The sequence below is a fragment of the Pseudomonas sp. ML2-2023-3 genome, assembly GCF_037055275.1.
Taxonomy (GTDB): domain Bacteria; phylum Pseudomonadota; class Gammaproteobacteria; order Pseudomonadales; family Pseudomonadaceae; genus Aquipseudomonas.
Genome location: NZ_CP146343.1, coordinates 3,554,683 through 3,566,351 on the forward strand (window position 1 = coordinate 3,554,683; position 11,669 = coordinate 3,566,351).

At 56.9% G+C, this 11,669-nt stretch carries 12 protein-coding genes and 1 tRNA gene; 8 read left to right on the plus strand and 5 right to left on the minus strand.

Going from position 1 to position 11,669, the window contains the following annotated elements; all coding sequences use genetic code 11:
• Positions 1-146 precede the first annotated feature (146 nt).
• Positions 147-842: a pirin family protein gene (locus tag V6P94_RS16290; RefSeq protein ID WP_326397864.1), complete on the plus strand. Its 696-nt coding sequence runs from the start codon at positions 147-149 to the stop codon at positions 840-842.
• A gap of 324 nt (positions 843-1,166) precedes the next feature.
• Here the strand turns inward: V6P94_RS16290 and punC are convergent, their stop codons facing one another.
• Positions 1,167-2,348: a purine nucleoside transporter PunC gene (gene punC / locus V6P94_RS16295; RefSeq protein ID WP_326397863.1), complete on the minus strand. Its 1,182-nt coding sequence runs from the start codon at positions 2,346-2,348 to the stop codon at positions 1,167-1,169.
• Between the two features lie 119 nt (positions 2,349-2,467).
• Here punC and punR point away from each other — a divergent pair, with 119 nt between their 5' ends.
• Entirely contained in the window at positions 2,468-3,427 is a 960-nt protein-coding gene (gene punR / locus V6P94_RS16300; RefSeq protein WP_219261829.1) for a DNA-binding transcriptional activator PunR, read from the plus strand.
• On the opposite strand, the gene V6P94_RS16305 is transcribed toward punR, so the two are convergent.
• Both V6P94_RS16305 and V6P94_RS16310 read right to left on the minus strand, forming a co-directional pair.
• Positions 3,363-3,974, minus strand: coding sequence for a LysE family translocator (locus tag V6P94_RS16305; RefSeq protein WP_133078010.1), 612 nt, complete (start codon positions 3,972-3,974; stop codon positions 3,363-3,365). The two genes, punR and V6P94_RS16305, sit on opposite strands and share 65 nt — an antisense overlap.
• A 238-nt stretch (positions 3,975-4,212) precedes the next feature.
• Positions 4,213-4,740 carry a DUF4174 domain-containing protein gene (locus tag V6P94_RS16310; protein WP_219261828.1) on the minus strand — a complete coding sequence of 176 codons (528 nt, stop codon included), beginning with the start codon at positions 4,738-4,740 and terminating at the stop codon, positions 4,213-4,215.
• Between the two features lie 226 nt (positions 4,741-4,966).
• On the opposite strand from V6P94_RS16310, the gene V6P94_RS16315 reads away from it, so the two are divergent.
• The 3 genes from V6P94_RS16315 (at position 4,967) to V6P94_RS16325 (ending at position 6,881) form a co-directional block, all read left to right on the plus strand.
• Positions 4,967-5,506 (plus strand): DUF3455 domain-containing protein, encoded by a 540-nt coding sequence (locus V6P94_RS16315; RefSeq protein ID WP_219261827.1) that lies wholly within the window; start codon positions 4,967-4,969, stop codon positions 5,504-5,506.
• A gap of 92 nt (positions 5,507-5,598) precedes the next feature.
• A complete protein-coding gene (locus V6P94_RS16320; protein ID WP_219261826.1) occupies positions 5,599-6,162 on the plus strand; it encodes a sigma-70 family RNA polymerase sigma factor in 564 nt (187 codons plus the stop codon).
• The gene (locus tag V6P94_RS16325) at positions 6,159-6,881 is read left to right on the plus strand and encodes an anti-sigma factor domain-containing protein (protein WP_338647707.1); all 723 of its coding nucleotides are present in this window, start codon (positions 6,159-6,161) and stop codon (positions 6,879-6,881) included. Before V6P94_RS16320 ends, V6P94_RS16325 begins: the two co-directional genes overlap by 4 nt.
• On the opposite strand, the gene V6P94_RS16330 is transcribed toward V6P94_RS16325, so the two are convergent.
• Together V6P94_RS16330 and V6P94_RS16335 are read right to left on the minus strand one after the other, a co-directional pair.
• Entirely contained in the window at positions 6,868-7,452 is a 585-nt protein-coding gene (locus tag V6P94_RS16330) for a DedA family protein (RefSeq protein WP_219261824.1), read from the minus strand. The genes V6P94_RS16325 and V6P94_RS16330 overlap by 14 nt on opposite strands.
• 71 nt (positions 7,453-7,523) lie before the next feature.
• A complete protein-coding gene (locus V6P94_RS16335; RefSeq protein ID WP_219261823.1) occupies positions 7,524-8,570 on the minus strand; it encodes a DMT family transporter in 1,047 nt (348 codons plus the stop codon).
• 269 nt (positions 8,571-8,839) lie between these two features.
• On the opposite strand from V6P94_RS16335, the gene V6P94_RS16340 reads away from it, so the two are divergent.
• The 3 genes from V6P94_RS16340 to V6P94_RS16350 all read left to right on the plus strand — a co-directional run bounded on the left by V6P94_RS16340 (position 8,840) and on the right by V6P94_RS16350 (position 11,521).
• A tRNA-Leu gene (locus V6P94_RS16340) sits at positions 8,840-8,926 on the plus strand.
• Between the two features lie 366 nt (positions 8,927-9,292).
• Positions 9,293-10,276 carry a lysozyme inhibitor LprI family protein gene (locus V6P94_RS16345; protein WP_326397859.1) on the plus strand — a complete coding sequence of 328 codons (984 nt, stop codon included), beginning with the start codon at positions 9,293-9,295 and terminating at the stop codon, positions 10,274-10,276.
• Between the two features lie 57 nt (positions 10,277-10,333).
• Positions 10,334-11,521, plus strand: a complete 1,188-nt coding sequence (locus V6P94_RS16350; protein WP_326397858.1) for a DUF4236 domain-containing protein — start codon at positions 10,334-10,336, stop codon at positions 11,519-11,521.
• The last annotated feature ends 148 nt before the right edge of the window (positions 11,522-11,669 follow it).

The window sequence follows — 11,669 nt, forward strand, 5'->3', positions numbered from 1 at the left end:
TTTAGAGACAACACTAGACATCTATTTATTAGATTGGTTACACGCATTTTTTAAGCTTTTTATCGATATGTTCCTGACAGAGAATCACACCATTATCAACCGGGTAGCCGTTCACACCCACGGGCAACCTGAACAGGAGACGTATCATGCTTGAACTCAGACCCTTCACTACCCTGGGCGGTGCCAACCACGGCTGGCTGGACGCCCATCACCACTTTTCATTCGCCGAATACTACGACCCACAGCGTATGAACTGGGGCAACCTGCGGGTGTGGAACGACGACGTTATCGCCCCTGGCACCGGTTTCCCGAAGCACCCTCACCGCGACATGGAAATCATCACCTATGTCCGTGAAGGTGCAATCACCCACGAGGACAACCTGGGCAACAAGGGCCGCACTGAAGCGGGCGATGTCCAGGTCATGAGTGCGGGCACCGGCATTGCTCACAGCGAATACAACATGGAGTCGACACCGACCAGGATCTTCCAGATCTGGATCATCCCGAACAAGGAAGGCGAGGCACCGTCCTGGGGCGCCCGGCCCTTCCCCAAGGGCCAGCGCGAAGGCTTTGTGACACTGGCCAGCGGCAAGGATGGGGACCACGAAAGCCTGGGTATTCGCGCTGATGCACGCCTGGTCGCCGCCAACCTCAAGGCCGGAGAAACAGCCGAGTATCGGCTGGACAGTGGCCGCCGCGCCTATCTGGTACCTGCCACCGGGGTGATCAAAGTCAACGGCCTGCGTGCCAGCGCCCGTGATGGCGTGGCGGTGGTCAATGAGTCGGTACTGCGCGTGACAGCCATTGAAGACAGCGAAATCGTGCTGGTGGATGTGGCCTGATCCGTCTTTGACCTCACTAAACCCGGAACACCCGGTATGCCTGATAAATCATGAACTCCGTTTTTACGACTGCTTCGTCGCAGTGGCGCACCAAACCGATCGCAGCCTCGCACGGCTCGTCAGCGACTACGCACGGGATGGGTAGCGAAACCTGTAGTCGCTGACGAGCCGTGCGAGGCTGCGATCGAGGAGGCACTCCTCGCAAAACCCGGCAATCGCGTGCCACCTGAAGAATCGCGAACCATGGTTTTACGGCTGCTCCGCAGCCGATCGCAGCCTCGTTCTACTCCTCAGCGGCTACAGATTTTCCACCTGCCGCTACCTTCAGGAAGTCACGAATGCCTTGGCATTTGCCTTGCGCCGCTGAATCAAGTAACCCAGCACCGCCAAGGGTGCAGTTGCCAGCATCACTTCAACGGTGATTTGCAGTGGCTGACTGATAAACGCCGAAACCAGCAGGCTGCCCAGAAAACACAGGCCAAGCTGCATGGTGTTTTGCAATGCAGCCGCTTTGCCGGAATTTTCCGAAAACGGCATCAAGGCATTGGCAACCACAATGGGATAACTCGCACCGTTAACCAGTGCCATCAAACAAAACGGAATCAGCAAGGTGGTCAGCGTTGGCTCGGTTTGCGTGGCCACCAGATACAGCCCCACCATGCTCGCGCAGTAAGCGACCAGCAACCAGGGCAACAGCGTACTGCCACTGACCCGCAGCAGTGCACTGCGACAGCTGTAGCCACCGACCAGAAACGCCAGGGTGGGCAGCGCGTAACTCAAGCCTATATCGCTCGGGCTGTAGCCCATGTCGCCCAGGATAAAAGGTGATGCCGTCAACCAGGCAAAGAAGCTGGCCGAGCAAGCGGCGAAGATCATCACGTTGCCACTAAACGGTGCCGAGCGCAGAAGCTGCCAATAGCTCACGCCTGACGCTACCGTCCGGGGTGTTGTGCGCGCTTTTTCCTTGAGCATCAGCGTGGGAATGATCAGCAGTACCGCCAGGCCCAGCAACACTGCGAAGATCGCTTGCCAGCCCAAGTGACTCAAGACCACGGCGCCCAGCAAAGGGGCCAACGCCGGTGAGAGCCCCATCAGCGGCATGATCCCGGCAAATACACGGCTGGCCTTGTCGGCCGGGTAGCGATCAATCACCAGTGCTTGCCAGGTAACGGCCGCCGCACAGATACCGATGGCCTGGATGAACCGCAAGCTCAAGAGCAACACGCTGTTCTCAACCCAGAACATGCCCCCACACCCCAGCGCAAACAGCGACAGCCCCGCCAGCAGCACCGGCTTGCGACCCAGGCGATCCGACAACGGCCCCCAGAGCAACTGTCCCACTGCAAAACCGGCCAAAAAGATACTCAGACTCGCGCCCACAGCGCCGGCAGACAACCCTAATTCACTGCGCAAAGCGCCGAATGCAGGCAGGTACATATCCATCGCCAGGTAGCCGAGCATGCTGAGCCCGGCCAGATAACAGGTAAAACCAAAAGAATTCTTCATGTGCACCCAAAAACTTGCCATCAAACAATTTGTTGACTGCCGCCCATTATCCAGCCGAGGATCAGCTTGTGAAGCGATAATAATTGCCAACTGGCATCGAATTTTTTGAAGGCAAACCCATGTGGTCCGAATACTCGTTGGATGTCATTGATGCGGTAGCCCGCCACGGCAGTTTCAGTGGTGCGGCCCAGGAGCTGCACCGCGTCCCCTCAGCCGTCAGCTACACCGTTCGCCAGTTGGAACAGTGGCTGGCCGTTCCGTTGTTTGTTCGTCGCCACAGGGATGTGGAGCTGACGCCCGCCGGGCAGATGTTTGTCAAAGAAGCCCGCGACGTGATGAAAAAAATGCTGGGCACCCGTCGCCTGTGCCAGCAGGTTGCCAATGGCTGGAGCGGTCAATTGCGGGTGGCCGTGGACTCCATCATCAAGCATCCGCGCTGCCGGCAAATGGTGATCGATTTCTATCGGCACTTTCCCGACGTGGAGCTGATTGTCCAGTACGAGGTGTACAACGGTGTGTGGGACGCGCTGGTGGACGGTCGCACCGACATTGTTATCGGCGCCACGCGAGCAGTGCCGGTGGCGGGCAGCTTTGCTTTTCGCGACATGGGCTTTCTGCACTGGCTGTGCGTGGTCAGCCCACAGCACCCCCTGGCTTCGGTTGTGGGGTTGCTGGGCGATGATCACCTGCGCCCCTTCCCTTCACTGTGCATGGATGACACCTCCCGCAGCCTGCCCAAACGGGACACCTGGACGCTGGACAACCAGCGCAGAATGATGGTGCCCGACTGGGCAACGGGGCTGGCCTGCCTCAGCGACGGGCTCTGCGTCGGCATGGTCCCTGCCCACCTGGCCCAGCCCTTGATTGAACAGGGCAAGCTGGTGGCGCTGCACTTGCAACGGCCCTTCCCGGCCAGCCCTTCATGCATTGCCTGGTCGCAAAAAAATCACTCCCCGGCCATGAGCTGGTTACTGGAGTATTTGGGCGACACGCCAACCCTGAGTCAGGAGTGGCTCAATGAACATCAAACAGAATCGGATACAGCGACACCACCAGTAGAGTTGCCATCGTCAGATTGAACGCCAACAACCATTTTGGCTTGGTCAGAACACTGCGTAACGCGCTGCCACAGCCTGCCCAGACACACACGCTGGGCAAGTTGATGACGGCAAAGACCAGGGCGATGATGAACACATTGGCGATGTACCCCTGGGACGGCGTGTAGGTAGTGATTGCACCGACGGCCATCACCCAGGCCTTGGGATTGACCCACTGGAACGCCGCTGCACCCCAGAACCCCAAAGGTTTGCCCTGGGCAGAATCCGAATCCGAAACCGGCCCTGACGTGGCGACTTTCCAGGCCAGGTACAGCAGGTAGGCCGCGCCCAGGTAACGCAACACGGTATAGGCCACAGGCACGGCCTTGAACACACCGCCCAGCCCCAGCCCTACCGCCAGTACCAGAAACATGAAGCCGAAGCTGATGCCCAGCGCGTGGGGAATGGTGCGCCTGAACCCGAAGTTGACGCCCGATGCCAGCAGCATGGTGTTGTTGGGCCCGGGCGTGATGGATGAGACAAACGCAAACAGTGCGAAGGCAGTAATCAGTTCAAGGGAGAACGGCATGAGGGTATCCGGCAGTCAGAGGAGCGGTTGACTCACCCTATCGGATTACAGTGCTGGCATTGCGCTACAGCTGGGCTCTATTTTTACCACACACATTTGAATGTGTACTTTCGTTTTGACGACGGGATTTTCACACCACTTTCACATCGCCGGGCCTAGATTGGATCCACTCCTTAGTGAATCCCATTTGGCCCGCTTCCCCCAGCGGGCCTTTTTTTGCCTGTCTTTCAATGACCTCTCAGTCTTCCAGGGCCTTGACCTGCTTTGCCGGTTTGGCCGACTTGCCCGCAGCAGCGCCCTTGACTGGAGTCTCGACCGCAACCGGCGCCTGGGTTTCCTTTTCAGTCGAAGGCAAGGCATCGATGGTTTTGAACAGCTCGCCAAGATCAACGTCGCCGACTGTCTCGACTTTCTTTTCGCCATCCTTGCCGATCAGGATCACTTTGGCCTTGTCAATGATCATCCCCGGCTTGAGTCCGCGAATCATCGACATCGTGCTCTGGGGCTCAAGGTCCTTGCCATCACGTTTGCCAGTGATCCCGACAATTGTATAAAGCACCATGTTGCGTTCGTTGAAAGCCTGTTTGGTGGCCGGGTCTTCGAGTGCTTTCTTGAGGGCTACCAGGGTTGGATCAGCCTCGGCACGGGCAACAATCACCAATGGACGAGCTTTGCCGCGATCCTGTTCAAGGGGACTTGGAACTTCAACAGCTTGCACCGTGCCACTCACCAGCACACTGGCAAGGATCAATAAACGGATAAACATCCAGATCTCCTTTTATTATCGGACCGGCTTCGCGAGCGTGTTGCCAATGCCTTGAAACCCGTGGCGTTGAGCCTGTAACTCAAAGCTTAGGCCAAGGGCTCAGTCACGCAACCGGGTCCCGGACTTTGCCTTTCATGTTTATTTTTTGCAACTGCATCCAAACCCCTCGCCTACGGGTAGTACCTGTAACAGCCACTACGCTGTTAACCCATCAGGAGATAGGTACATGAACGTAAAACGCTTGATCAGCCATGCCAGCGTTACACTTGCCGCCGTGATGTTTGTCGGGGTGCCCGTCGCCTATGCCCAGGCTGATTTGCCCGAAAACATTAGGGTTCCCGACGGACACAAGATGGCGATGACGACAGTTGGCGTAGGCGAAATCACTTACGAGTGCAAAGAAAAAGCCAATGCGCCCGGTCAGATGGAATGGTTTTTTGTCGGTCCAAAAGCCCAACTCAACGACACAAATGGTAAACAAGTCGGCACCTATTTTGGCCCGCCAGCCACCTGGCAAGCCCTGGACGGTTCCAAAGTGACGGGCACCCAGCTCGCGGTAGCTCCCGCCGGCGCAGGCAATCTGCCGTACCAACTGGTCAAGGCCAATCCGGCTGAAGGCAAAGGCGCCATGAGCGGCGTGAGCTATATCCAGCGTGTCGCCCTCAAAGGCGGCGTGGCTCCCAGCAGCGAATGCACGGCCGTCAACAAGGGCCAGCGCCAGGTGGTTCCTTATCAGGCTGACTACATTTTCTGGGCCAGCCGTTAAGATCCGTGGCTTGTAGCGTTTCTCGTCTACGCTGCTCCGATGGAGCCTGGGGTAATGCCCCGGGGATGTCCCACCTTTAACGGCTGAATACAGTGACGCTACCTGAGCCATTGTTTGACTATGAAGCCTGCCTGTTCGCCTGCGCCCGCGGTGAACGGCAGGCGCTGGTTGCCCTGTATGCCCAGGAAAGCGCACGACTGCTCGGTGTTGCCAGGCGCATTGCCCGCGACAACGCTCTGGCCGAGGACATCGTGCATGACGCCTTTATCAAGATCTGGACGCGCGCTCCCAGTTTTGACCCTCAGCGCGGGTCGGCACGGGGCTGGATTTTCAGCGTGACACGGCATCTGGCTCTGAACTTCATGCGCGACAATCGCCTTGAGCTTCAAGTCAGCGAAGACAGCGAACTGGCACTACAGCCCCTGGCCGACCTCGATGGCAGTCAGGCGCAGGATGCCCTTGAATGGCGAACGGGCTCCGAGCGGATTTACGGCTGCCTCGAACAACTCGAACCCGCCAGGCGTACGTGCATCGTGCATGCCTACGTCGACGGTTATACCCACGCCGAAATTGCCGAAAAACTGGCCACGCCCCTGGGCACGGTCAAAGCCTGGATCAAACGCAGCTTGAGCGCCTTGCGCGAGTGCATGGGATGACTTTCAAACCTGAAGACAACGACCCGGCCGACCTTGATGCTTTGGCGGGCGAATACGTGCTGGGAACCCTGGACGCGCAACAGCGGCGTTCAGTCGAGCAGCGCCTGGCCCATGAAGCCGACCTGCAAGCAGCGGTGCAGCGCTGGGAAGCGCGCCTGTTGCCACTCAACGACCTGGTGCCCGCACAGACGCCATCCAGGCAGCTGTGGCCTCGAATCGAACGCAGTCTCAACGCGTTGAATGTCCCTGTACCCCGGACTCAGGCCAGCACATCCTGGTGGAACCTGCTGCCATTGTGGCGCGGCCTGTCAGCTGCGGGCCTGGCGGCCACCCTGGTGCTGGGCACGGTGTTATTGACCGCAGCCCCGACAGCTTCACCGCCTGCTTACATGGTGGTACTGGTCGCACCGCAAAATCAGGCACCAGGCTGGGTGATCCAGGCCAGTAACCGCCAACAAATCCAGCTTATTCCGTTGGGCACCGCACAGGTGCCCAACGACAAGGCGCTGGAGTTCTGGACCAAGGGCGATGGCTGGGATGGCCCCGTGTCCCTGGGGCTGGTCAAGCCTGGACAAACCTTGTCATTGCCACTGGATCGCTTGCCACCGCTGGAGCCCAATCAACTCTTTGAGCTGACCCTTGAAGGTCCCAACGGCTCGACGACTGGAAAGCCTACTGGCCCGATTCAATTCATCGGCCGTGCCGTCAAAGTGATTTGACGGCCTTGCTTCTCGCCCGGTAATGACGTGCCACGGCCACGGCAACCATCAGCGCAATGACCCCTAGCGCAATCGGCAAACGATACGGTTTGAGGTCGCCCAGCATCCCTTCCAGAAACTCCCCGGCCCAATACCCGGCGCTGGCAAACAGCGTTGCCCATATGGCAGCGCCCAACGCGTTGATGCAGGTGAATTTCAAAGGCGAAACCTTGCAGGCCCCAATCACCATCGGCCCGACCAGCCGCATGCCATATAGAAACCGCACCGAAAAAATCGATACCGCAGGATGCTGATTGATCATTTGAGTGACCCGGTCGATGACAGCCTGCTGCTTGTGCAGGCGCGGCAGCAGGCGAGCGCCGAAATACCGGCCGATCCAGAACAGCAACTGATCACCCAGCATCCCCGCCAGACTGGCGTAACCAATCACTGGCAAGAGCTTGAGCACATGCTGGTGCGCGGCCATCCCGCCCAGCAGCAGGATGGTTTCACCCTCCAGCAGACACCCGATGAAAATGGCCAGATAACCATAGGTTGCCAGCAAGTAATTGAAGTCGATGTGTTCGAACATGGGTGCTTTATAGCTCCATTGAAGGTCTGGGTGTTACGGCGTCCCTGCGACTCAATCTATCACGCAGCCACTCAGTGCCGATGTCGATGGTGAATATCCGGAAAATGCGGATGGCTATGACTGATCACGTGATGTTGATGGGCATGACTATGGGGGGCGTTCCCGGTGACTTCTTCATCATGTTCATGCTGATGATGTTCGTCGTGGGCATGCCGATGGGTGTGCTCCAACGGCTGATGCAAATGGACATGCTCATGGCGCTCGGTCAGGTGCAGCCAGACGCCAAACATCATGAACGCCGCCGCGACCCAGAACAGCACCGACACCGACTCACCCAGAACCAGGATGGAGATCGCCGCGCCCAGGAAAGGTGCTGTCGAGAAATACGCTCCGGTCCGCGCAGCCCCCAGGCCACGCAATGCCAGTACAAAAAGCACCAAACTGACACCGTAGCCCAAAAAGCCGATCAGCAATGTCGGGCTTAGCACCGCAAGTGGCGCAATCTTTGCGCCCATCATCAGCGCGATCGCGCAGTTCACCAGCCCTGCGAACAACCCTTTGGCCCCTGCAATAAACAGCGCGTCCGAGGCAGACACCTTGCGCGTCAGATTGTTGTCAATCGCCCAGCACAAACAGGCAAACGCGACGGCCAGCGGCCCGAGCAAGGAGAGCGACACACTTGACGCCATGCCTGAAGGCCAGGACAACACAACACCCCCGGCGATAATCGCCAGCATGCCCAGCACAATCCGCCGATCGGCGTTTTCCTTGAACACCACCCACGCCAACAGTGCCGTCAGTACGGGTTCAAGATTCAACATCAGCGACGCGGTGGCGCCACTGGTCAGGGTCAGACCGAACATCAAGGCCACAGGCCCCAAAATCCCGCCAAACACAATCGCCCCGCCCAGCCAGGGCCACTCGCCTGCACTCAAGCCAGACGCCTTCCAGCCTCGATCGCGAATACAGCGCACCAGCAGCAGCCCCACCCCGCTGCCCAGATACAGCAAACCCGCCAGCATCACCGGTGGAACCTCGGCCCCCAGTACCTTGGCCAGAGGCGTACTGGCCCCAAACAGCGCCGCTGCAGCCAATGCGTAAACCACACTCGTATTCATCACATCCACTTCTTTAATCGTCGTGCATGCAGCCTAGACCAGCCCCCAAGAAACGACCGTCTTAGCGGCACAAACCTTGAGCCGCTCGGTATATCTATGATTTTCCGAAGGTTTTACTCAGCTGGCAGGCAAAAAAATGTACCAGAATGAACGCTATCGAACTTGCCTCATCGGCGCAGGCTCTATATATTCGTCCACCTGTCACGCAGGCTCTTGAGTACTTTGACTTCTAAAGCACCTTCCTTCCTGACCCGCTTCACAGCGCTACCGCCCGAATGGCGAAACTGGTAGACGCATGGGACTTAAAATCCCCCGCTCGTAAGGGCGTCCCGGTTCGATTCCGGGTTCGGGCACCACTTCTCTGTTTCAAGACTTCCCAAGAGGTCTCTGAAACCCGCATAGAACCTGCCTTGTGCAGGTTTTTTGTTGTCCGAATTTCTCTCTCATATTCACTCCAGCCCAACCTTTTCAGTACATCCTGAGTTCGATTTACGGGAGAGCTTCGCAACGCAAGCTTGAGTCAGTCCGACTTGGTAGCTCTTGCGCTTGGTCGATCACGTTCGAACAAGAGCGTCTCAGAGCTCCCTTCCATGTTTTAAATCTCGCAATTTACCCTTCGCTCGCTTCATACTTTGATGGCTCAATGATGGCAATGGCTTCAAGGACTACCTGATTGCGGTCCCTGCGGCCGGCTTTTTCAGTTTGAATTTAAGGGATTATCCATGACTCGTCTGAGTACGGGACTACTGAGCATTTCGTTTTTTGTAATTTGCCTGATAACCGCCTCAACCCACGCGACCAGTTTCGATTGCACAAAAGCCAGCACCTTTGCTGAAAGCCAGATATGCAGCAACCCTCATCTTGAGCGTTTAGACGAGCAACTTAACTCTGCCTACGTTGCTGGTTTGGCGTCTAGCAAGAACAAAACCCAGTACCGTGCCGATCAGCGTAAGTGGCTGAAACATCGTGACGCCTGCGTGACTCAGGCATGCGTTAACGAGACGATGACAACCCGTCTAAAAGTCCTGGATACAACACCCGCCCCTGGAGCGGTCGCTCAGGCTGCGACAGAAGCCACAAAAACGATACAAAAGCAGTCTCAACTCGCCGCCATACCAGCAGCGACTGTGAGCCAAGGGCAACAATCCAGTGCAGTGTCAGACCAACAGCCGTCAGCAACGACCTCCAACAACGCAACGGATGACTCGACGGATTGGCGGACGGTAAAAATTGCTGTGTTGATCATGAGCCTGTTGCTGGTTGTGTGTATCTGGCTTCATTCACGAGGCTCAATGACCATTTACAGCTGCTATACCGACGCTTTATGGACGACGTTGACGCCCTTTATGGCTGCCGCCACATACTTCATCGCGTCAGCCTGGCTTGAGTTGCCTACTCAGACAGCTCAGATAGCCGCAGCAGCGATATTGGGCCTGATGCTACTCCAGGTCGTGATTCAAACTGTGCGCCACAATGGCTTCTCGATTTTTTTCCTGTTGGCGCTTTATGCAAAGCTCCTCCTGTTCACCGTCTACTTCTTGTGCATGGTCGTACTGATCTTTAGCGGAGCACGTACTCCGGCCCAAAAACGCCGACAACGTAACCTCGCCCTGGGCACAAGTGTGCTCTTTGCCTTGCTGACGGGATGGATGACGCGCACGCGCAACTTCTCACATATCGACGATTACATCGCTGGACGCTCGTAATGGGATCGTGGTTTCAACCAGGACCTTGATTCGAAACCTGGATATCAAGAGGCGCAAATGGCTTTTAGATTCAGCAAACGCATTACTCTCATCCCCGGTGTTCGTTTGAACATCAGCACCAAGGGTGTCAGCGCTTCTGTGGGGCCACGCGGACTTAGCATGACCATGGGCCGCAACGGCACTTTCCTGAACACTGGCTTGCCGGGTACCGGTTTGTCGTATCGGCAACGACTGGATAGCCCGCGCCGTGCGGTCAAGGCACCTGCTTTTGACCCGGATGAGTACAGCGGCTCAATCAAGATCAAGGTGCAAGACAATGGTACGTTACTCATCACAGACACCGATGACACGGAAATCCCGGCATCACTGGTAAAACGAGCAAAGCTGGAGCAAGCCGAAGCTATCCAGGCCTTACTGGTCAAGGCCGCCGAGACTGTCAACAAAGAACTTTATGCCTGTCTCGATGTGCACATGGCAACACCTCGACCGGGGTCGCTACCGATAATTCCATCCCCGTTCGCAATTGATGCTCCCAGCATGCCATCTCCCCCACCCGCGAGCCTCGTTGACAAGATGTTTCGCGCCCGCAAGCTGGAGCGCGAACGTCAGCTGGCCGAGGTACAGCACCAGCAAGACATGCTCGACTGGGCTGTTGCTCGCGATACTCATGAGTTTGACCGCACTGAAATAGAGAAGGCATTTCGTCTGGCGGCAAAAGGGTTTAGTGCGCCGATGGAGAAGGCGCTCGACTACGTACTCAGCGGTATTGCCTGGCCAAAGCAGACGCTAGTGTCCTATGAGTTTTCCCACGATGTCACTGGTGTTGCCCTTGACGTCGACCTGCCTGACGAGAGCGATATTCCACGTCGCACGGCCGAAGCAAAAGGCAATGGCAAGCTAACCTTCAAAAATCGATCAGACGCTCAAGTTCGTCGCGATTTTGTCAGGCTGTGCCATGGTTCATTGTTTCGGGTGGTTGGCGAGGTCTTTGCTTTACTGCCAGCAATCGAGAACTGCCTGGTGTCGGGTTATGTTCAACGTCACGACCCAGCAACCGGCCGAGACGAAGAACCCTATATAATTTCAGCATTGGTCACTCGGGAAGAGTGGTCGTCTTTGGACTTCGATAATCTTGAGTCCATTGATCCTGCATCAATGCTAAACGCGATTGGTGCACGAGTTAGCCTGGATCGTTCCTCACGGTTTAAAGAAATTGCTCCCTACGAGATGAGCGATCTGGGTTAGATCATTGAGTCGCATTCGATATTCGGGCTGTTTTTTTCGCCACCACATCCCCTCGCCGGGTCAAGACTTGAGAAATTTGGATCGTTTGAATATCTGGCGCAGTGGCAGGGTCTACGGGGAGAAGACCTGAATGTCGACCCTGAAACCG